This is a genomic window from Pseudorhodoplanes sp. (assembly GCF_050250235.1).
GTDB lineage: Bacteria > Pseudomonadota > Alphaproteobacteria > Rhizobiales > Xanthobacteraceae > Pseudorhodoplanes.
On sequence record NZ_JBFWPA010000031.1, the window covers coordinates 22,127 to 41,741 of the forward strand.

Here is a 19,615-nt window from a genome sequence, read left to right on the forward strand (position 1 = left end):
CGTCCCTACATCGCCCGCGATTCAGTAGATGCGCTTGTCGAGGCCGCCCACCTTCTGCAGCACTAGCAGCAGAACGAAGCTTATCGTGATCAGCAGTACCGATACGGCGGCGAAAGTCGGGTCAGAGCGCTGCTGCAAGTATCCGTAAAGCTGGACGGGAAGAGTCAACGTTTTTGGTGTGGAGAGCAAGAGGGTCAATGGAAGCTCATCGAACGATGTGACCCACGCGAACACGGCACCGGAAAATAGCCCAGGCATGATCATCGGCAGCGTGACCCGGCGAAGCACGCGCCAGGGGCTTGAGCCCAAGGAGGTCGCCGCTTCTTCGACCGAAGTGTCGAGGGTCGCCAGGCTGACCGAGACCGATTGGATGATAAAGGCGAGCGTGACGACGACGTGGCCGGTGATCAGCCCGGCATAGGTTCCCAGCATGCCGATTGCGGTGAGAAATAGCATGCCCGCAAAGCCGACGATCAATGTCGGAACGAGCAGCGGAGCCACCAGAAAAGCGTTCAAGAAGGACTGGAATCTCACGCGATGGCGCACGACGCCGAAGGCGGCGAGCGTTCCGACGGCTGCCGATATCGCGGTGGCGATGAGCGAAATCTGCAGGCTCGTGAGAAGCGGCTGTATAAACAATGACTGCTCACGAAACGCTTCGGCGTACCAGTGAACGGTCAGGCCCGGCGGCGGAAAGGTGATGTAAGCTGACGGATAGAATGAAAAGAGGACGATGACGGCGGTCGGTCCGAGCAGAAACACGAAGGTCAGGAAGACCACAAGACGCAGGGCGAAGCGCCCGATCGATTCACCCACGACGCCTCCTACCCCTTGGTTCCGCCGCCGCCCGTTGGAAGGGGGCGGGCCACACGGTAATATAAAGTCACAAGCACGAGCGTGATGATCAGAAGGAGCATCGACGTCGCCGCGGCGCCGGGCACGTCGTACGAAACGACGGCTTGGCGATAGACCAGCGTCGCCATCACGGGGGTCTGAACGCCACCGAGGAGCGCCGGTGTGACGAACGCGCTGGCGGATAGCGCGAAGACAAGAAGACTTCCGGCAACGATGCCGGGAATGCTCATGGGCAGGACGATGCGGCGGAACGAGCGCCACGGCGAAGCGCCGAGGCTGCGCGATGCTTGCTCGAGGGCGGGGTTGATGTTGCCGAGCGCACCCATCAGGGTCAGGATCATGAAGGGAAGCAGTACATGCGTCAGCCCGATGATGATCCCGTGTGATCGGTAGAGGAACTGGGCCTCCTCGAAGCCCAACATGCTCAGAACGTTGTTCAAGAAGCCGTTATTACTGAGCAAAATGATCCACCCGAACGTGCGCACGATCGAACTGGTGATAAGTGGAAAGAAAACGAGCGCGCGAAAGAGCATCCGAAACCGGCTTTCGGTCCGCACCAGCCAGTAGGCGACGGGATATCCGAGCAGAAGCGTGAAGACCACGACGGCGAGAGAAACGCCGAGCGTCCGCAGCAAGATCTCGCGACGGAACGGATCGCTGAGAAAGGCCGCGTAGCGCTGCAAGCCGGCGTCTGTTCCCGTGCCGGATTGAACGGACGCGACGACGACGAAAAACATCGGCAGAACGAAAAATCCGAGAAGCACAGCCAGCGCCGGAAGCAGAACCCAACCCGATGCTTTTCTCATGACGCGGTGCCGCTTCGAGAGGCCGGCATCACGGGAGCACGCGCCATGCTTCGTCCGCCCAGGAAACGCTCACGGCGCTTCCCTTTTCAAACGGCGGGGCCTCCTTGTTGACGACGGTCGCCGTCATCCGCAATTGCGGGCCCACTTCGATCTCGTAGCTCGTCACGGCGCCGAGATAGGTCGCGTCGATAACGGTGCCCGGCCAGGCGTGGCTAGAAGACGCGCCATGCGCGGTGACGTCTACACGTTCCGGCCGGATGGCGAACGTCAGGGGGGTGCCGAGCGGCACCGCGGAGTCCGTCGCCAAGACCTTGAGCTTGAGAGGGCTGTTTTCGACGCCACAAATGACGCCGCCGCCTGCGCGGCTCTCGGCCTTCGTCTTGATGAAATTGCAGGAGCCGACGAAGCTCGCGACGAACGCCGTGGCGGGCCGTTGATAGATTTCTTCCGGGGTGCCGACCTGCTCGATTACGCCGTCGCGCATGACGACGACCGTGTGCGCCATGCTCAACGCTTCTTCCTGATCGTGGGTCACGAACAGCGTCGTGATTCCGAGCTTCTCCTGCAGGCGCTTGATCTCCGCCCGCACCTGATGGCGAAGCTTGGCGTCGAGATTGCTCAGCGGCTCGTCAAGAAGGAGAAGGCTCGGATTGATAACCAGCGCGCGAGCGAGCGCGACGCGCTGTTGCTGACCGCCGCTCAGCTCCTTGGGCTTTCTCTGACTCAAGTTGGAAAGATGCACCATGCTCAGGGCGTCAGCGACCCGCTGCTTGATCTCTGGATTCGGCACCCGGCGCTCACGCAACCCATAGGCGACGTTTTCAAACACGCTCATCAGCGGAAAAAGCGCGTAGTGTTGAAAAACCAGGCCGATGTTCCGCTTATGGGCGGGCGTCTTGCTCAGTGTTTTATTCTCGAGAAAGATTTCACCGCCGGTCGGATCCACCAGCCCCGCGAGCATCCGCAGGGTCGTCGTCTTGCCGCAGCCGCTGGGCCCAAGCAATGCTACGAAATCACCGTGCGGGACGGCGAGATCGAACGCGCTGACGGCCCACTCCTTCGTTCCCGGATAGCGCTTTGACAGCCCCGCGATGCGAAGTGCGATATCGCTCCCGCCTTGTGCGCGGGCGTTCCGGTTCCTGCCCGGCGGCGTCTGAACGATGGCGGATGCCGCGTTTGTCATGAGCCTCTGCAATGCACCCCTGAGACCGAGAGACGCTGGCCGCTCGGGCGTCCGTGAGGTCAGCGTCTTCCGTGCGATCGTGGCGCAATATCTACTTTTTGCCAACCAGCGGGACGATTTCGCGCTGGAACCGCTCCGCCCATTCGTTGCGCTTGCTTACAATCACGTTCCAGTCGGGTTGAATAAGCGCCTTCACTTGATCGGCGCCGTAAGGAACCGTTGCGGCGAGCTCAGGGGGTAGCTCGACGTCGGTCCGTGCGGGCCCTTGTCCGATGCCCTTTGCAAAGGCAACCTGCGCTTCTTTGGTTAGGTACATGTCCATGAAACGCGCGACCTTCTTGCTGAATTTTCCCTTCAGCGGTGCCAGCATCGTAATGTAGACGACTTGGCCCTCCTTCAATTTCGCCGCAGCAACCGGCACGCCTGCGGCGCGCGTCGGAGGGACGCGACCGGCAAACCAGGGCGCGATCCAGGCACCGCCAAGCTGGAACATCTGCGCCGCGTTTGACGACGTCTCGTAAATTCCGCTGACGTTCGGCGCTAACTCCTTCAATTTCTGAAATCCGACATCGATGTTGTGCTCATCTCCGCCGAATGTCCGCGCCGCCATGACCAGAAAGTCCAGACCATACGTGATTGGCACGACGGGGATGATGACGTGGCCCTTGTAAGCCGGGTTCCACATATCCGCCCAAGATGTCGGTGGTGTGCGGATCTTGTCGGTGTTGTAGACCAGGGTCACGCCGGTGAAGGACGTGCCAATCCCGTGACTCGATCGGGCCAACGGATAGAGGTTCGCCGTGTTGGGAATCTGGCCGTAATCGACTTTGTCCAACGCGCCGTTCTGCTGGAGATAGGTGTAAGAGTCGAAACCCGTCAGGATGAGATCGTATTGCGGGTTATCCTTCTGCGCCAGGACTGTGCTGATCATTGCGTCCGATTGCGGACGAATGACGACCTCGATGCCCGTCTCCTTCGTGAACGCGTTGGCGATCGCGTCACGCGTGATTGTATCGGTCGGGCCTCCCGTGCTGAGGAGCACCAACGGCGACTTATCTTCCGTCTGTGTGTGCCCCACGCCTAACGTGGCGCACCACGCAAGCGCGGCCAAAATGGCAGTCTTCGCGAAGTTCCTCATCGCTCTGGCGCTCCCGTCCGTTGTCTTAATTTTCGATGACGATTACTCACAGTGAAAATGCGCGTTCCGCTCGGCGCGTTCTTCGAATAGAGCGGTCATTTTAGCGAATAGAGCAGCCATTAAGCCGGAATGTTTCTCCGTCAAGATGATTGGCTAAATTCGCGCTTAAGTACTGCGATGGTCTCGGTGATGATGTTCGCCACATGGGTTCGTTCTGCGCCCGTCAACGGCAGACGAGGGGGGCGCGTCCATTCCGGAGCGCCACAAACAAGATGCTCTGCGAGTTTGATGTATTGAACGAGTTTGACGTGTGTATCGAGATGGAAGGCCGGAGTCATGACGCGATAGAGTTGGAGCGCCTCCGAGCTCTTACCCGCGGCGCAAAGGCGAAAAATCGACACGCATTCTTGCGGCCAAGCATTTGTCATTCCCGACACCCAGCCGGTGGCGCCCAGGGCCATGCTTTCAACAATCAGATCGTCGACACCGCAAAATACTGAAAATCGGTCTCCCATCGCGTTATAGATGTCGGTCACGCGGCGGATATCGCCGCACTCTTCTTTAATGCAAACAATGGTGGGAGTGTCCGCCAGGTCGCGCAACACATGCGGTGTGACGTCGACGCCGTAAGCGATTGGATTATTGTAGATCATGATCGGGAGGTCGGTGGCTGCCGCGACGGCTTTGTACCAGGCCGCTGTTTCGACTGGGTCCGTCTTGTATGCGAGGCTTGGGAAAACCATTAGCCCTTCCGCACCGTGACTCTGAAAAAGCTTAGCATTGGTCGTCGCGGCATCGGTCGAAATTTCGGCCAAGCCGCTTAGCACCGGTACCCGCCGAGCGACCGCCTCCCTAGCCGCTTCGATCACGCGCGTTTTCTCTTTCACCGACAGCGAGGCGTTCTCACCGAGCATCGGGAGGACGACAATCCCCGAAACGCCATGCGTGATCAGGCGCTCGATGGATTTCTGCGTGGCAGATAGATCGAGCGATCCATCTCGCTGCATTTTAGTGGTGACCGCAGGAAAAACGCCGCTCCATTGCGCCATAATTTTTCGATCGCTCCAGACTGTATCCAAAGTCTATACAGAATGCCGATCTTGAGTCAATTCCGACCAAACGTGATAGTTTGTCCTGTGATTTCAGTTGGCTAACCATCGTTTCCAATGTATCCAAATGAGTTAGAGGGTGAAACGGAACCATGCAGCGTCATTTCTTGATACTCGGTGCTGGCATTGTTGGACTTTGCTGTGCCTACCATTTGCTTCGACGGGGTCACGCTGTGACCATCGTCGATCGCGATCCTGGGGGCGATAAGGCGTCGACCGGGAACGCGGGTGGAATGGCCGTAACCGAAGTGGTGCCATCATCCACACCAGGTCTGCTCTGGCGGGTGCCCGGGTGGCTGCTCGATCCACTTGGACCTCTCTCGATCCGCCCGCGCCATGTGCTTCATCTCATGCCCTGGCTTTTTCGCTTCCTTCGCGCAGGCCGTCCTGAACGTGTCGATGCGATAGCCGCCGCATTGTTCGCCCTCAATGATTGTGCTCTGGCCGATTGGAGCGAAATTCTCGAAGAACTTCACCTAGTCGAACAGCTTCATCGTGCCGGAGCATTGACCGTCTACGAATCCACATCTGCTTTCGTGCGAGATCGGTTTGCTTGGGATCTGCGGCGGCGTATGGGAATCGTCTGCGAACCGATGTCGGGCGCCGAAGCACGTAAGATGGAGCCGGCGCTGGGACCAAATGTGGAGCACGCCGTGTGGACTCCGCAGTGGTCCCATCTCTCGGACCCGAAACTTATCGTCTCCGCTTTGTTAGCTTGGGTCCGTTCTCGATCTTCGATCGTGACCGGGATGGCAACAGAGGTTCATTGCAGTAGCGGCAAGACTCAGATTCGCATGAGCGACGGCCGCGCCGTGAAAGGCGAGGCTCTCGTTATCGCGGCAGGGGCTTGGTCAGGCCGTTTTTGCCGGCAATTCAATGAGATTGCGGTACTGGAAAGCGAACGTGGCTACAACACGACGATCACGGAGCCAGGCATTGTCGTGCAACGTGAAATCATTTTCGCCGAACAGCATTTTGTAGCGACGCCGCTCGCCGGCGGCTTGCGCATCGGTGGCGCTGCTGAATTTGCAGGGCTCGACGCGCCGCCGAACTATGCGAGATCAAATGCGCTCGTCTCCTTGGCGCGGCGATACTTCCCGGAGCTTCGGGCCGAGACCGGAACGAAGTGGATGGGGCATCGGCCTGCGACGCCGGATACGCTTCCGATCATCGGGCCTTCAGCCCGCCACGAAAACTTATTTTATGCTTTCGGGCACGGACATCTAGGCTTGACGCAGGGGCCAACGACCGGGCGGTTGATCGCTGAGCTTGCTTGCGGGCGGCCCAGCTTGGACTTGGCGCCGTACAGCATCGGACGGTTCATCCGAAAATCATGACGGACAGCGCGCGCCGTGTGTTATGCCCAGACCTCTCGCAAGAACGAGATCCAGTTTTTGCCAAGGATCTTGTCCATCGTCGCCGGCTTCATCCGCTTTTCCATTGCTGCGACGATGTTGCCGTAATCGCGCAAGGTCACGAATCCGCCAAGAATGGGAAGGCCTCCCATGTCGACAAGCGTTCGGCCATATCCTTTGTCGCTCGCGATCCAATCGAAGAAATCCTGTCCTTGTCCCTGGGTAATATCCGTTCCAAGTCCGACGCGGTCTTCACCGATCACGTTGATGACGTGCAGCATGGCGTCAACGTAATCATCGACCGTCGATTCCAACTTTCGGCGTAAGAAAGAGGGAACACCTGCGACTCCGACGAAGCCTCCATGGTCGGCGATAAATCTCAGATCGTCGTCGCTCTTATTTCGTGAATGCGGGAACAAAGCCGACGGACAGCAATGCGTGTAAGAGACGGGACGCTTTGCCGCCGAGATCACGTCGCGAGCCGTTCGCGCGCCGACGTGGCTCAAATCCACAAGAATGCCGACGCGATTCATCTCGTGAACGAGCTCACGACCGAAATCGGTCAGGCCCCCATCATTGCTCTCGTAGCATCCGGAGCCCGCCATGTTGGCGGTATTGTAAGTTAGCTGGACTGCGCGGATCCCAAGCTCATGGAACACTTCGACGAATGGAAGATAGTCGTCGAAGCCAGTAGAGTTCTGCCAGCCGAGAAATATCCCAACTTTTCCTTGCTGGCGCGCCTTCTCGATATCCTCGACGTCGTACACCTGAACAATAAGATCGGCGTTGTCGCGGAACATCCTTTTCCACGTTGCGATGTTCCGCATCGTGGAGGGCATGTCTTCCCAGATCGAACATGTGCAATTAGCCGCAGAAAGGCCGCCCGCGCGCATGTCTTCAAATACCTTCCGGTCCCAATTGGAAATAACAAGGCCGTCCACAATCAGCGACATCCACGTCTCTCCCAACACGCCAATAGTAGCAATTGTATCCAACGGAGAGATGAGTCGCCAGAGATTTGATAATTGTATCCATTCCAAAAAAAGCGTCTATGATGCCGGAATGTAATCAATCGGCACGCCATCGAGACATGAGCAAGAACAGCCAAGAAATGACGACGTCTGGAAGCAGTTCGAGAATTCGCACGACCCTTCCGGCGCGCATTGCCGACCAATTGCGCGCCAGAATATTGAGTGGCGAATTGCGTGAGGGCGCTCAGCTCCGACAAGAAGGTTTGGCGTCGGACTTTTCAGTTAGCCGCATTCCAGTGCGCGAGGCGCTGCGTCAGCTGGAAGCGGAGGGGCTTGTCGTGTCCATCCCTCACCGCGGGGCCGTCGTCAGCGAAATTTCCGTTGCGGCTATTGCTGAAGTTTTCGAATTACGTGCGCTGATTGAGTGCGACCTGCTCCGGGTTGCTATGCCAAAGCTAACCGACGAGCACCTCGCGCGTGCAGACAATGTGAATCGCCAATCTTACGTCCCGAAAGAGATGGCAAAGGTCCCTGACTGGGGCGATCTCAATTGGCAGTTTCATAGCGCTTTGTACGTCGCGGCGGATAGGCCAATCACGCTTGAAGTTTTGCGACAACTTCATTGGAAAGCGTTGCGCTATGTTCGTTTGCACATGATTGTAACGGGTGGGATAAGCCGCGCGCGTCAAGATCATCGCCGGCTCGTCGAGCTTTGTGCGGAGCGCAAGATGGAGGAGGGAATTTCCTTTTTAAGGGAGCATATCTTGAATGCAGGAAGGGATCTGATGGCGGGCGTCAAGAATAGCCAGAAGAACGCCACCGGTTAGGCTCCACGGCTCCACATGGGGAGCGTTTCTCGCAGTGCTGGGCCGTTTCGTTGCCGCCACTCGCAAATCTTCTTAACGTAGTCGACGCGCTGTGATGGGTGGCTCGAGCTCGCGATCTGTCTGAACCGTTGCGCCTAGAACCGATGGCAAGTGTCCAGCCTACTCTCTTCACCCGCGGCGCCCTCGATTTCTGGCGGTTATGGCTGGTCGGGGCGGTCCTCGCCACCGTCCGTTGGCTGGAGACGATCGTCGTAGCCGTCTTCGTCTATAGCGAAACCGGATCGCCTTTCAATGTCGCCGTGGTGACGATGCTGCGGCTGCTTCCCATGGGCTTGTTCGGCGCCTTCCTAGGTGTCTTGGGCGAACGGCTGGATCGTCGAATTGCCGTGATTGTCACAGTGATGGTCGTGTCGTCGTCATCTCTGTCGTTGGCGATTCTAGCGTGGGCCGGTCAGTTAGCTGTTTGGCATGTCATGTCGGTATTGCCGGGGTCTTTGCCGTGAGCGTCGGCCTTTATGCCATTGCTTTGGCGGCGGCGCTCGCAGTCCGGCAGCGCGATGCGTACGGCGCTGGCCACGCTGGAGTGCTGGAGCGCATCGTCGAAGGATTTGTTTTCGTTCGTCGCGATCGTCGACTAGTAGGCGTGTTGGTGATTACCGTCATCTACAACGTCTTTGGCTGGCCGTTTACCAGCATGATACCCGTCATCGCGCAGGAGCATCTGCAGCTGGGTGCCAAAGGGATCGGTATCCTAGCCAGCCTCGACGGCGTTGGCGCCTTCCTGGGTGCGCTGCTGCTGGTCGTTTATTTGCGCCAAGGCTGGTACGCGCGGGTATATGTCTGGGGTGTCGCCTCTTATCTCATTCTGTTGACAATGTTTGCCGTCGTATCGCATCCGCTTCCTGCAGGTGCAGTACTGGTGCTAACCGGCATCGGAAGCGCCGGCTTCAGCACGATGCAGGCGACCTTGGTGTATTTGTTTTCGCCGCCTGAGATGCGATCACGCATTCTCGGCGTTCTTTCGGTGTGCATCGGCATTGGTCCCATCGGCTTCATTGGGATTGGTGCCCTTGCCAACGTGCTTGGAGCCAACGCGGCCACGGCAGCATTTGGTCTGATCGGACTGGTCATGCTTGGGCTGACTCGTCCAATTTGGCGACACATCTGAGCCGAGGCCATCCCTCTACATAGATGTCAGCGGCTTTGAGCTGCCTGCGTAGCGAGAAGCGGCACAACGATTCTTAACCTAGAGACTAACGTTTTCGGCGAATGCTGAAGTAGCCCATATTCCGCTCGACTTCGTGCGCAAAGGAGCATGTGTGGTGGCGTCAAAGAGGACGACGCCGATGGCCTGCGCTATGAATGACGAGACAATCCGGACTTTCTTGAGCAACATCCGCGAGCGGCTGGATAAGACCGCTGCGACGGCGAAGGCGGCCGAAGCGTGTGCGATTGCCGGCAATGTCGAGCAGGCTTTGCACATCGTGTTCGATGTCGAGCAGCCGCTCTGCGAGGTGACCACTTTCCTGAACGCCGCGAGCCTGATGAACCGAACGTCGCGATCCTGACGTCGACGTTTCGAAGCCGAGAGTTCTCTTTAATCCCGCGGCGCTTCGCGCTTTGCGGGGTCGTGGTGGTGCCGGCAATGGCTCCGACGACCCCATGGAGAACTCTCATGACGCTCACATCCACTCAACATCAACTTTTATCCCGCGCGGCGCAGCGCGACGATCGCGCCCTCGAATTGCCCGCCAACCTCAAAGGCGGCGCTGCGGCGAAGGTCGCGGCCAAATTGTTGGCGGACGGCCTGATCGAAGAGATCAGGTCCGGCGATCTTCCCGTCTGGCGCCACGGTGAGGACAAGGAGCCACGCTGTCTGCGCCTCACCAATGCGGGCTTGAAGGCGATCGGCGACGATCGCGCGGCAGCGCCGGACGCGACCGGGAAACAGCAAGCGCCGGCTGCAACAGCGAAGCCTAAGTCGGCGTCCCGGAAAGCGCCCATGAGTCCACGTCAGCATCGAACGAAAGCGCGGACCGACAGGGTAGGGCGCAGCCGATCGGCAACGGGCTCGAAACAGGAGGCCGTCATTGCGCTGCTGCGTCGATCGGCAGGCGCCACCGTCCCTGCGATCATGCAGGCGACCGGCTGGCAGCAACACTCCGTGCGCGGATTCTTCGCCGGGGTGATCCGCAAAAAGCTGGGGCTGGATCTCGAAAGCAATAAAGTCGGCGATGAGCGCGTCTATCGCATCGTCGACCCTAAGGCGGCGAAGGCCGGTCACCCCCGTCGCGCCCGGAAGCTCGGACTCAAGGTTGAGTCCGAGAAGGTGGAAAACGTTGTCGCGTTCACTGCTGTAGGCGCGCATCACGAAGTCCGGCAGCGCGACCGGAAACACCGCGGGGTGTTCGGTCTCGATGCCGCGCGCCTTGTGGCGCGTGATGCGGATGACGTTATCGGGGATCCGCGTCTCCTGGACGCCTTGGCCGGCATGCGTCCATTCGCCAACATGACCGTCCTTGTGGCGGATGCCGCCGTGCGTGTCGTTGACGTGGCCGGCCCATTTGCAGGGCACGATCTTGTTCGGCTTGCGCGCCTTGCGATTGAAGTGGAAAACAAACTCGAAGGCCGGCGCCAAGCGACCGTTCCAGTCGCCCGGCAAGCCTGGTCCCTGGTCCCAGACATAGAGCCCGAAGCGGCGCCAGCCCTGCTCGCGCATCCGGTCGAGCCAGGACTGCCAATATGGTTGCCACTCGTTGTTGCGGTGAACGAGACCGAGGTTGATCAGAACCTGCGCCTCGTCGGTGACCGGCAGTACCGCGAACACGCCGCACATGAGCGCGTCCCAATCGCCTACACCGCCGGTCGTGTAATCGCGCTGGTTGCCGTAGGGTGGCGACGTGAAGACGAGCGTCGCGCGCTCGCCATTCATGACGCGCGCCACCGCTGAGGAATCGGTGCTGTCGCCACACAGCAGTCGATGGTTCCCGATCAGCCAGAGATCGCCCGCGCGAGAGACCGGCTCGCGCGGCGGTTCCGGCATTTCATCAGCGGCGTCCTCGCCGTCACCATCGGCGGCATCCGTCTCCTCGCCAAGCGGCGCCATGAGTGCGTCGAGCTCGGACTCGGAGAAGCCGGTGAGTCCGAGGTCGAAGCCCTCACCGTTGAGGGCATGCAGTTCAGATGCGAGCAGTTCCTCGTTCCAGCCGGCGTTGAGTGCGAGCTTGTTGTCGGCGATGACGTAAGCGCGCCGCTGCGCTGGCGTCAGATGGTCAAGGACGACCACCGGCACGGTGTCGAGGCCAAGCCTGCGTGCCGCCAGCAGCCGGCCGTGGCCGGCAACAATGCCGCCCTCCGCGTCGACCAGGATCGGATTGGTCCAGCCGAATTCGACGATCGAGGCCGCGATCTGCGCCACCTGGTCGTCATCGTGCGTCCGGGCGTTGCGCGCATAGGGGATTAGACGATCGAGCTGCCAGTGCTCAACCGCATCGGGCAGTCGCGGCGTCATGTGGTTCGGTTCGGCTTGCTACCGCGGCGGGTGGTAACCGGCTTCCGAGTTACCAGTCGGGGTTACCAGGCGCGCCGAGCGAAAAATCCGCGCCGTTGCGCGCCTTTAGGGCACACAGGGGCCAACGTCGGGTGGTAACTGGTAACTCAGATTTTGCGGCTGGCTGTAGCGAAATTGCGGGCCATTGCCCCCCGCATACCATTTTCGGCCAGGGAGGACCCGCGCTTCGGCCTTGTTGATCATTACGCGCACCTCGCCCGAGCTTGACGCGAAACTACGCTGAATCGGTCGATTGCGTCTCGCCGAAAAATGTCTCACCAAAAAATGTCTCACATCGCAAAATTAATTCGACAAGACGCTTGCGCATTGAACGTACGCCATGCCCCGTTTGCGACGGAAGTCGTGCGGGGATGCAATGTCGCGTTGGGCCACAGGCATTCGCTCGCTATCCAGTCAGTATTGATTTTAGCGCGTCACGCTCTTCAACGACGAAATCAAAAAACGTCGCGATACGCGGCGTACGGCGCAGGTCGGGATGCGTAAGTAGCCGCCAGCTTCGCGCGAGTTCGGGGATCGGTCCTAGCACGCGCACCAGGCCGGACTCGCCGTCGGCAATCGCTGTCGGCAAGGGCCCAATCCCGACGCCGGATTTCACGGCGTACATCATGCCGAGCACGCTGTTGTTGCGGGCGGTGACCTTGGCATTCGGAGCGACCTCTTTCAGCCATTTCGCCACTCGGTGGCCGCTCATCGTTTCATCTAGGCAGACCAGCTGATGCTGGGACAAATCCTCGACGTGCGCCGGTTTGCCGTGCCGCGCGATGTAGTCTTGGCTGGCATAGACTGCCCAGACCGAGTCCGCGATCTTGCGCCCGATAAGTTCGTCATCGGTATCACCCGAGCGGAAGGCGACATCGGCGTCCCCTTTGGATAGATCGAGGTAACGGTCGCTCATCACGAATTCGACGCGCAGGTTCGGATGGCGCGTGTGAAAGCGGTCGATCAGCGGCGTCATGCGCTGCACGATCGGTTCGGGGCAGGTCACGCGGATGACCCCGCTGCGGTCGCGCCCCATGTCGCTGACATGACGCTCGAAGTCCCCGACCATGGCCTCGATGCGCTCGGCATAGGGCAGCAGCTCCTGGCCGAAGTCGGTGAGGCGATAACCGGCGGCGGTGCGCGACACCAGCTTGCGCTTGATTTTCTTTTCCAGTTCGACCAGCCGCCGCTGCACGGTCGATTGGCTGATCCGGAGCGCCTTGCCGACCGCGATCGTGCTGCCGTGGCGCGCGACGGCGAGGAAGTATTTGAGGTCGTTCCAATCGAACATCCGAGCATTATGCAATTCTGAGGCCCCCTGGCGCAATGATGTGGCTGCCGAGCGGGTGGTGCTCCGGCGTAATGAATCACTAACGACACGCAGGCGATGGAGCCACACATCATGAACGCTCCTTTCGATCCGAACGCATTCAAAACCGCCACCCGGCAGTTGTGGGACAAACACGCCAAAGGCTGGAACGACCACAGCGAACAAGTTCGGGCTTGGTTGCGGGAAGCAACCGACGCCATGCTGGCGATGGCCGAGGTAGAGCCGGGCGCGCGGGTGCTCGACGTCGCCGCCGGCGCCGGCGATCAGACGCTCGACATCGCTCAGCGCGTCGGTGCAGCCGGCGCCGTGCTGGCGACTGACTTGTCGCCGACCATTCTGGACTTCGCCAAGGACAGGGCGCGGCGCGCCGGCTGCGGCAATGTCGAGACGGCGCCCGCCGACGGCGAAAATCTCAATGTCGGGGAGAGCGTCTTCGATGCGGCAGTTTGCCGGTTGGGACTGATGTTCTTCCCCGACCCCGGCAAGGGGCTGCGGGAAATGTACCGCGCGCTCAAGCCGGGCGGCCGCGCCTGCACGATGGTATTTTCGACGCCCGATAAGAATCCGTGCGTGAGCATTCTGGTTTCGACCGCGTTCAAGCATGCGGGCCTGCCGCCGCGCGACCCGTATCAGCCGGGCGGTCTGCTCAGCCTCGGCAAACCGGGCTTGATCGACGAACTGTTCCTGCAGGCGGGCTTTTCGCGCGTGGCAACCACGAAGCTGGCCGCGCCGTTTAGGCTGCCGTCGGTGCAGGAGTATCTCGATTTCATCCGCAATTCAGCGAGTCCGATCTTGCAGATCCTGGACCGGCTCGACGTCCCGGCGAAAGAGGCAGCCTGGGCCGAGATCGAAACCAAGCTGAGCGCGTTCAACACGGCCGATGGATGGGAAGGTCCCAATGAGATATTGCTGACGATGGGACTGAGGATTTGAGTGCCGGGTCCGAAATGGGTCGCTACCGATTTGGCCGCAGTCGCGCTGCATTACGAAGTTGCTGCGGCCCCAACACCGGACATACATTCAAGCGAACCGTCGCGTGCCGCCTCAGCTCAGCAAAGCCCGCCCTACCATCGCAGTCACAAATTTCCGCGATCGCTTCGTCGGTAGCTTGCGACCATTGAGCCGCCACGCGATCAGACTCAGCATATACTGCCAGCGACGATGCGCGGTGGCGCGGCTGACGCCGAACCTCCAGCAGATCATTTTCCAGGGCGTGTGTTCGGCGCGCGCCCAGGCTAGCTTGGCGTCTTCGGCTTCAAGCCAGCGCAGCCAGCCGAGCGTCTCCTCCATGCGGCTGATGGCATCGGGCAATGGCGGTGGACGTTTCAACCGCGACGGCTCCTGACCGACCAAATCGCTGAACTCAGCGAGCATCTTCGGCCATAGCGAGTAGTAGCCTTGCACGCGCACTTCCGGCAGACGCTTCACGGTGGGCTGAGGTCCTTGCCTTGCGTTGGTCTTTAGAAGGAGACGTGACGCCCGAGGACAATCCAACATGTGCTCAAGTCAATGGCTCAATGGGGCGTGCTGCATGCGGGCTCAGAGAAGGGATCGCTCGTCGCATCTCGCGACCCGATTCAGACCTCACAGGGAATTGCTGAACTCTTGATCCATGGCGTCTTGCTGAGCCAGGGATGCGGCATGCCGCTTCCGCAACTAGCCAACCACCCAGCCCTGTTTCCATTCAAGCTGCAGACGAACGCGGCACGCCTCAGAGAGCACGAAGGCCTTAGAGTCCAGCGTCAAGGCGATCAAAGTGACTTCGTCGAGTTGGCGTGAGCTGGTTCGAATTCTCGTTCCATCCGAAGGTCTGGCCCCCAAAAAAGATCAATCTTGCTTGAGCAAGGGGGTTTTCTAACGGTACGCGAGAGGCACAATCGAAATATTGTGCAAAATCATATGCTTGAGAATCCGTACTGCGGCCATGACAGTCCAGAGGTCCGGAGAAAAATGGCGCAGAGAGAACGGAAACCGACCAAATAACGCTAGCGGCAGTGCAGAGGTCGGTTGTCGAGACGCGCGGTTTCTTGGGTTTCTCAACCGCGTATGGGCGACCGGAGAATTTTCGAGGGAATAAGACTGGCGGAGGGAGTGGGTCTGATATCCAACCTTCTCTACCTATAGCACATTGATTTCGTGTATTTTGTTCGATTCAACGGTGTCCTTTAGGAGTCGCTTTGACGTCGTCGTGCCGGCCCCATTAGAAACTCGCCATCTACCTAGCCGACAGTCACACCGAAGATCATCCCCACCGCTGCGGTCGCGGCCATGGCAAGCGCGCCCCAGAAGGTAACGCGAACGGCTCCCTTGACGATACCCGCACCTCCGGCTGAGGCCCCGAGTCCGCCCAGCACCGATAGCGCAACCAGAGCGGTGACCGCGACGATAACAGTGATCTGAGCGGCCGGCACGAGTGCCGCGATGATTAGCGGGATGACCGCCCCGACGGCGAAGGTCGCTGCCGACACCACGGCAGCCTGTATTGGATGCGCAGTCACCGTTACCGAAATGCCAAGTTCGTCACGCGAATGAGCGCCGAGTGCGTCCTTTGCGGTTAGTTGGATCGCAACTTCGCGGGCGAGCTCTTCATCGAGCCCCCGCTCCATGTAGATGCGGGTCAGTTCGTCTAGCTCCGCGTCGGGTGTTTCCTTCAACTCCCGGGTCTCGCGCTCGATGTCGGCCTGCTCCGCATCGGCCTGCGAACTGACGGAAACGTATTCGCCAGCCGCCATGGACATCGCGCCGGCTACGAGCCCGGCAAGCCCGGCAATGAAGACCTCTGGCTTTCCGGACCCCGCTGCGGCCACGCCCACAACCAAGCTCGCGGTCGAGACGAGCCCGTCGTTGGCACCGAGTACGGCCGCGCGCAGCCAACCGATGCGATGGACCATGTGGATTTCGGAATGCGAGAGACGGCTCATGGGGTAGATCCCTGCGCGATATGGGCCGGCGCGGACGAGACAGCCTGTGGTGTCGATGTGGTGGGCTCGTGGGGGGTGATGCGCAGCGCGCGCAGTGCGTTCAGGATCACGGCGACGTCGATTGCCTCCTGCAGGAGCGCTCCCTGCACCGGGGTAAGATAGCCATAGGCTGCCGCGATCATGCCGATCACCGAAAGGCCGATCCCCGCGACGACGCTTTCTACGGCGATCCGCCGCGAGGCCCGGGCGATCTCAATCCCGGGGCCCAGCCGGTCGATCCGGTCGACGAGCAGCACCACGTCGGCGGCTTCGGCCGAGGCAGCGGCACCTCGCGCGCCCATCGCCATGCCAACATCGGCTGCGGCCAGAGCGGGTGCATCGTTAACCCCGTCGCCCACCATCATGACCGGCCCATGCTTGCGCTCGGAGAGCACGAGCAGGACCTTTTGATCCGGCGTCAGCCCGGCCCGCAGACCGTCAAGGCCCAGCCCCTCGGTCACGCGCTCGGCCACATCTGCGCGGTCGCCGGTGGCCAGCAGGATGCGCCCGATCCCCTGGCGGCGGAGCCCCGCCAGCATGGCGCCCGTGCCTTCGCGCAGGGGGTCCGACATCACCAGGTGCCCGGCCATTTGGCCATCGACCGCCACGGCAACGAGGACCGATCCGGCGCCCTTTGCGGGATGATCGCCCGTCATCCGCCCGACCCGGGACGCCACGAAACCGTCCCCGCCGACGATGACGGGGCGGCCCTCGACATGACCTACGACCCCTTCGCCCGGGATCTCGGCAACATCTGACGGCACGGGCAGCGTGAAGCCCCGCGCCTTCGCTGCGGCGACGATGGCCTGCGCCACAGGGTGCTTTGAAGCCTGGTCGAGCGCTGCAGCCAGGCGCAGGATGTCGTCCGGGGCCATGCCGCCATGGCTGTCGATCGACACGATCTGCGGACGACCATCCGTCAAGGTGCCCGTCTTGTCGAGGATCAGGGTGCGGATGCGCGCCATCGTCTCAAGCGGACCCGCTCCCTTGATCAGGACGCCGAAATGCGCCGCGCGCGACAGGCCGGCGACCAGCGCGACCGGCACGGCAAGGATTAGCGGACACGGCGTGGCAACCACAAGGACGGCGACGGCCCGGATCGGATCACCGGTGAACCACCAGGCAGTGAAGGCGATGCCCACCGTGACCGCGAGAAAGCCCAGCGACCAGCGGTCGGCCAGCCGCGACATCGGGGCCTTCGACGCCTGCGCCTCCTCAACCAGCCGGACAATTCCGGCATAGGTGCTGTCCTTCGCCTCGCGCGTCGCTATCAGATTGAAGGCCTCGCCCGCGTTGGTCGAGCCACTCATGGTCTCAGCCCCGCGCGCGAGACGCACCGGAAGCGACTCGCCTGTGAGCGCCGAGGTGTCGACGAAGGCCGTATCAGAGGCCACCGTGCCGTCAACTGGAACGACGTCGCCTTGCCGGATCAGGAGTCGGTCACCGGGCGCGATCTCATCGAGCGGCACCTCCTCCAGCCCACCGTTTCGATGCCGGGTCGCGGTCCGGGGCACACGGGAGAGGAGGTCGTGCATTTCGCGCCGGGCGCGGCCCTCGGCGAAGGCTTCGAGGAAGGTGCCGCCCGAATACATCACCGCGACGACCGCCGCTGCGAGGGTCTCGCCGAAGACGAGTGCTGCCGACATGGAGAGCGCGGCAACGATATCCAGTCCGACTTCGCCGCGCCCAATGCTGCGAAGGATCTCGACCACGAGCGCAGCAAGTGCCGGAACGACGCCGGCGATCCAGACCAGGTTCGCAACGTCGGGTTGGTCAGTGAAGTAGAACGCAAGTCCCGCAATCAGGCCGGTCGCAGCCATGAGCAGGATAGCGGTCTTGAAGCGATCGGTCAGTGTCGTTTCCATGCGCCTCACTCCCCTCGGCTAAGGCGATTCCCGCTAGCTCTTCGGGAAACAGTCGTCCGACCCCGACGTCCCTTGCGTTGCCTTTATTATCGCGCAGGCGGGAATGGAGCGTCGAGCCCATGGTTTCTTGCGATTGCCGCGCCTCTGTCGGCCCGGCTATCATGAGGGTCGGCCCAAATGCGGGCCACCACGGTGACGGAGACCGCCGACTTGATCAGCGGCGCGCCGCGTGTTGGGTTTGATAGCCTTGCCCTGGCCGGCAAGGGGGCGGCATCCAACGAAAAATCGGCAGAAAGTCTGACCCGAACCAGGCAGCGACCGTTCCGGTTGCGCGTATGGTGGGCCATGCGCATCGACTTCAGTACGGCTTTCCGTCATCCGAACGGTTCGCGCCGGCGCGATCTCGCGCGGACAGATGCGCGACAGGCAGGCGCCAACCGTACCTGATTGCCCCAAAGCGGAAACCGAAACACATGGCTCCTCCTGCAATTGCCGAGATACCATAGGATGCACCTAGCATATAGGCGCCACGGCCGCGCATCGTGCTCGGCCATTGTCGTCATCTCACCGGACAAACGCTAGAAATCCGTTTATGGATGCGTCGCTGACTCTTACCCCAATCCGAGCTGGAGATTTGCAACGAAGATGACCTCGATCCTTGGGTTTGCTGGATTTATCGTTGCCTGTTTCCTGGCGGCCATGACAGGCGCCTTCTTCCGGCCAGGCGAATGGTATGAGCGCTTGAAGAAGCCATCGTGGCGTCCACCGAACCGGCTGTTTGCTCCGGTATGGACCATCCTCTATGTGATGATCGCTGTATCCGGCTGGCTGGTTTGGCGGGAATTCGAATTTGCCGGTGCCGTTCTGCCGCTTGCCGTTTACGCCCTCCAGCTGGTGCTCAACGCGGCTTGGACGCCGCTCTTCTTTGGCCTGCACCGCCCCGACTTGGCGTTCGTCGACATTGTTTTGGTATGGCTTTCCATTGTTGCGACGATAGTGCTCTTCCTCCCGCTCCATGTTGGAGCAGCGTTGCTACTCGTGCCCTACCTCGCATGGGTCACGTTCGCGACTGCACTCAATTTTGCGGTTTGGCGCCTCAACTCTTCAACGACCTGATGCAGTGCAGGATCATCGATGTCGTCGGGCCGGCTTGAGCTTCTGCTTGACGTCCCAGCTATCCCCACTATCTCCGGCCAGACTACGCACGGCCATCAGCAAATCCATTATCGCCTGCTCAGCTGCAGCGAGCTTGATGGCTACCATGAGCTCCTGCCGCCCCGCCATTACCAGAAAAGCGTTCAGCACTTCGTCGGAATGCCGAACAAGCACTGCGAGATGCTCGCCACTGGGACCGTAACGCCCAGAAAACCAGTTCTTCACGGTCTTCTCGTTGGCGCCGGTCCAACCTGCCACCGTCTTCACCGCGGCACCAGTGGACCCCAGCGAGCGATGCAGCGCAGCAGCGATCTCGGCCGAGAAGCCGACGGAATCCTGACTTCCGTGGCTATCAGTATATCCGTTTCGATCTGGAAAGAACTTGCCCTTTTTCGGAAACGACATTCCGCCCTCCTTGGCTTTTAATGAGCAAGGAGAGGTTGAACCGGACGCGTTGCGGGAACGACGATTTGCGCCCGAAATAGCGTGAGGATGGACTGTTGAGTGGGCG

General features: G+C 60.6%; 19 protein-coding genes and 2 pseudogenes. 9 read left to right on the plus strand and 12 right to left on the minus strand.

Annotated features, from left to right (window positions below; genetic code table 11):
• Positions 1 to 21: 21 nt before the first annotated feature.
• From AB7F49_RS15585 to AB7F49_RS15605, 5 genes are all read right to left on the minus strand, one after another.
• On the minus strand, positions 22 to 816 hold the full coding sequence (locus tag AB7F49_RS15585; RefSeq protein WP_428523873.1) for an ABC transporter permease: 795 nt from the start codon (positions 814 to 816) through the stop codon (positions 22 to 24).
• An 8-nt stretch (positions 817 to 824) separates the two neighbouring features.
• The gene (locus tag AB7F49_RS15590) at positions 825 to 1,592 is read right to left on the minus strand and encodes an ABC transporter permease (RefSeq protein ID WP_428523875.1); all 768 of its coding nucleotides are present in this window, start codon (positions 1,590 to 1,592) and stop codon (positions 825 to 827) included.
• Between the two features lie 97 nt (positions 1,593 to 1,689).
• Entirely contained in the window at positions 1,690 to 2,823 is a 1,134-nt protein-coding gene (locus tag AB7F49_RS15595) for an ABC transporter ATP-binding protein (protein WP_428523940.1), read from the minus strand.
• A 112-nt stretch (positions 2,824 to 2,935) separates the two neighbouring features.
• Positions 2,936 to 3,982, minus strand: a complete 1,047-nt coding sequence (locus tag AB7F49_RS15600) for an extracellular solute-binding protein (RefSeq protein ID WP_428523877.1) — start codon at positions 3,980 to 3,982, stop codon at positions 2,936 to 2,938.
• A gap of 140 nt (positions 3,983 to 4,122) precedes the next feature.
• The gene (locus AB7F49_RS15605) at positions 4,123 to 5,031 is read right to left on the minus strand and encodes a dihydrodipicolinate synthase family protein (protein WP_428523879.1); all 909 of its coding nucleotides are present in this window, start codon (positions 5,029 to 5,031) and stop codon (positions 4,123 to 4,125) included.
• Between the two features lie 152 nt (positions 5,032 to 5,183).
• Between AB7F49_RS15605 and AB7F49_RS15610 the strand changes: the two genes are divergently transcribed.
• A complete protein-coding gene (locus AB7F49_RS15610; RefSeq protein ID WP_428523881.1) occupies positions 5,184 to 6,428 on the plus strand; it encodes an FAD-dependent oxidoreductase in 1,245 nt (414 codons plus the stop codon).
• A 20-nt stretch (positions 6,429 to 6,448) separates the two neighbouring features.
• On the opposite strand, the gene AB7F49_RS15615 is transcribed toward AB7F49_RS15610, so the two are convergent.
• Complete coding sequence (locus AB7F49_RS15615; RefSeq protein WP_428523883.1) at positions 6,449 to 7,399, minus strand: membrane dipeptidase; 951 nt, start codon at positions 7,397 to 7,399, stop codon at positions 6,449 to 6,451.
• 137 nt (positions 7,400 to 7,536) lie between these two features.
• On the opposite strand from AB7F49_RS15615, the gene AB7F49_RS15620 reads away from it, so the two are divergent.
• The 5 genes and pseudogenes from AB7F49_RS15620 to AB7F49_RS15640 all read left to right on the plus strand — a co-directional run.
• A complete protein-coding gene (locus AB7F49_RS15620; RefSeq protein WP_428523885.1) occupies positions 7,537 to 8,244 on the plus strand; it encodes a GntR family transcriptional regulator in 708 nt (235 codons plus the stop codon).
• A gap of 143 nt (positions 8,245 to 8,387) precedes the next feature.
• A complete protein-coding gene (locus AB7F49_RS15625; protein WP_428523887.1) occupies positions 8,388 to 8,747 on the plus strand; it encodes a hypothetical protein in 360 nt (119 codons plus the stop codon).
• Positions 8,744 to 9,412, plus strand: coding sequence for an MFS transporter (locus AB7F49_RS15630; RefSeq protein ID WP_428523889.1), 669 nt, complete (start codon positions 8,744 to 8,746; stop codon positions 9,410 to 9,412). The genes AB7F49_RS15625 and AB7F49_RS15630 overlap by 4 nt, the downstream gene beginning before the upstream one ends.
• A gap of 154 nt (positions 9,413 to 9,566) precedes the next feature.
• Positions 9,567 to 9,812, plus strand: coding sequence for a hypothetical protein (locus tag AB7F49_RS15635; RefSeq protein ID WP_428523891.1), 246 nt, complete (start codon positions 9,567 to 9,569; stop codon positions 9,810 to 9,812).
• A gap of 434 nt (positions 9,813 to 10,246) precedes the next feature.
• A pseudogene (locus AB7F49_RS15640) lies at positions 10,247 to 10,438 on the plus strand (DUF3489 domain-containing protein); the annotation flags it as partial.
• A gap of 150 nt (positions 10,439 to 10,588) precedes the next feature.
• On the opposite strand, the pseudogene AB7F49_RS15645 reads toward AB7F49_RS15640, so the two are convergent.
• Positions 10,589 to 11,755, minus strand: a pseudogene (locus AB7F49_RS15645) (ParB N-terminal domain-containing protein); the annotation flags it as partial.
• Positions 11,756 to 12,200: 445 nt separating this feature from the next.
• Positions 12,201 to 13,193: a LysR family transcriptional regulator gene (locus AB7F49_RS15650; RefSeq protein WP_428523893.1), complete on the minus strand. Its 993-nt coding sequence runs from the start codon at positions 13,191 to 13,193 to the stop codon at positions 12,201 to 12,203.
• 3 nt (positions 13,194 to 13,196) lie between these two features.
• Between AB7F49_RS15650 and AB7F49_RS15655 the strand changes: the two genes are divergently transcribed.
• Positions 13,197 to 14,057 carry a class I SAM-dependent methyltransferase gene (locus AB7F49_RS15655; protein WP_428523895.1) on the plus strand — a complete coding sequence of 287 codons (861 nt, stop codon included), beginning with the start codon at positions 13,197 to 13,199 and terminating at the stop codon, positions 14,055 to 14,057.
• Positions 14,058 to 14,168: 111 nt separating this feature from the next.
• Here AB7F49_RS15655 and AB7F49_RS15660 read toward each other — a convergent pair whose 3' ends face one another.
• The 3 genes from AB7F49_RS15660 to AB7F49_RS15670 all read right to left on the minus strand — a co-directional run bounded on the left by AB7F49_RS15660 (position 14,169) and on the right by AB7F49_RS15670 (position 17,949).
• Positions 14,169 to 14,552 (minus strand): DUF6362 family protein, encoded by a 384-nt coding sequence (locus AB7F49_RS15660; RefSeq protein ID WP_428523897.1) that lies wholly within the window; start codon positions 14,550 to 14,552, stop codon positions 14,169 to 14,171.
• A gap of 791 nt (positions 14,553 to 15,343) precedes the next feature.
• Positions 15,344 to 16,045, minus strand: coding sequence for a VIT1/CCC1 transporter family protein (locus AB7F49_RS15665; protein WP_428523898.1), 702 nt, complete (start codon positions 16,043 to 16,045; stop codon positions 15,344 to 15,346).
• Positions 16,042 to 17,949, minus strand: coding sequence for a heavy metal translocating P-type ATPase (locus AB7F49_RS15670; protein ID WP_428523900.1), 1,908 nt, complete (start codon positions 17,947 to 17,949; stop codon positions 16,042 to 16,044). Before AB7F49_RS15670 ends, AB7F49_RS15665 begins: the two co-directional genes overlap by 4 nt.
• Positions 17,950 to 18,126: 177 nt before the next feature.
• Between AB7F49_RS15670 and AB7F49_RS15675 the strand changes: the two genes are divergently transcribed.
• Both AB7F49_RS15675 and AB7F49_RS15680 read left to right on the plus strand, forming a co-directional pair.
• Positions 18,127 to 18,396, plus strand: a complete 270-nt coding sequence (locus AB7F49_RS15675) for a hypothetical protein (RefSeq protein WP_428523902.1) — start codon at positions 18,127 to 18,129, stop codon at positions 18,394 to 18,396.
• 198 nt (positions 18,397 to 18,594) lie between these two features.
• The gene (locus tag AB7F49_RS15680; RefSeq protein WP_428523904.1) at positions 18,595 to 19,065 is read left to right on the plus strand and encodes a TspO/MBR family protein; all 471 of its coding nucleotides are present in this window, start codon (positions 18,595 to 18,597) and stop codon (positions 19,063 to 19,065) included.
• Between the two features lie 12 nt (positions 19,066 to 19,077).
• On the opposite strand, the gene AB7F49_RS15685 is transcribed toward AB7F49_RS15680, so the two are convergent.
• Positions 19,078 to 19,509: a hypothetical protein gene (locus AB7F49_RS15685; protein ID WP_428523906.1), complete on the minus strand. Its 432-nt coding sequence runs from the start codon at positions 19,507 to 19,509 to the stop codon at positions 19,078 to 19,080.
• Positions 19,510 to 19,615: the final 106 nt, after the last annotated feature.

Bases quoted from the DNA above. Each gene is read 5' to 3' on its own strand.
- AB7F49_RS15590 (WP_428523875.1), bottom strand. From the start codon at position 1,592: ATGTTTTTCGTCGTCGTCGCGTCCGTTCAATCCGGCACGGGAACAGAC.
- AB7F49_RS15600 (WP_428523877.1), bottom strand. From the start codon at position 3,982: ATGAGGAACTTCGCGAAGACTGCCATTTTGGCCGCGCTTGCGTGGTGC.
- AB7F49_RS15605 (WP_428523879.1), bottom strand. From the start codon at position 5,031: ATGGCGCAATGGAGCGGCGTTTTTCCTGCGGTCACCACTAAAATGCAG.
- AB7F49_RS15610 (WP_428523881.1), top strand. From the start codon at position 5,184: ATGCAGCGTCATTTCTTGATACTCGGTGCTGGCATTGTTGGACTTTGC.
- AB7F49_RS15615 (WP_428523883.1), bottom strand. From the start codon at position 7,399: ATGTCGCTGATTGTGGACGGCCTTGTTATTTCCAATTGGGACCGGAAG.
- AB7F49_RS15620 (WP_428523885.1), top strand. From the start codon at position 7,537: ATGAGCAAGAACAGCCAAGAAATGACGACGTCTGGAAGCAGTTCGAGA.
- AB7F49_RS15625 (WP_428523887.1), top strand. From the start codon at position 8,388: ATGGCAAGTGTCCAGCCTACTCTCTTCACCCGCGGCGCCCTCGATTTC.
- AB7F49_RS15655 (WP_428523895.1), top strand. From the start codon at position 13,197: ATGAACGCTCCTTTCGATCCGAACGCATTCAAAACCGCCACCCGGCAG.
- AB7F49_RS15665 (WP_428523898.1), bottom strand. From the start codon at position 16,045: ATGAGCCGTCTCTCGCATTCCGAAATCCACATGGTCCATCGCATCGGT.
- AB7F49_RS15670 (WP_428523900.1), bottom strand. From the start codon at position 17,949: ATGGAAACGACACTGACCGATCGCTTCAAGACCGCTATCCTGCTCATG.
- AB7F49_RS15675 (WP_428523902.1), top strand. From the start codon at position 18,127: ATGCGGGCCACCACGGTGACGGAGACCGCCGACTTGATCAGCGGCGCG.
- AB7F49_RS15680 (WP_428523904.1), top strand. From the start codon at position 18,595: ATGACCTCGATCCTTGGGTTTGCTGGATTTATCGTTGCCTGTTTCCTG.
- AB7F49_RS15685 (WP_428523906.1), bottom strand. From the start codon at position 19,509: ATGTCGTTTCCGAAAAAGGGCAAGTTCTTTCCAGATCGAAACGGATAT.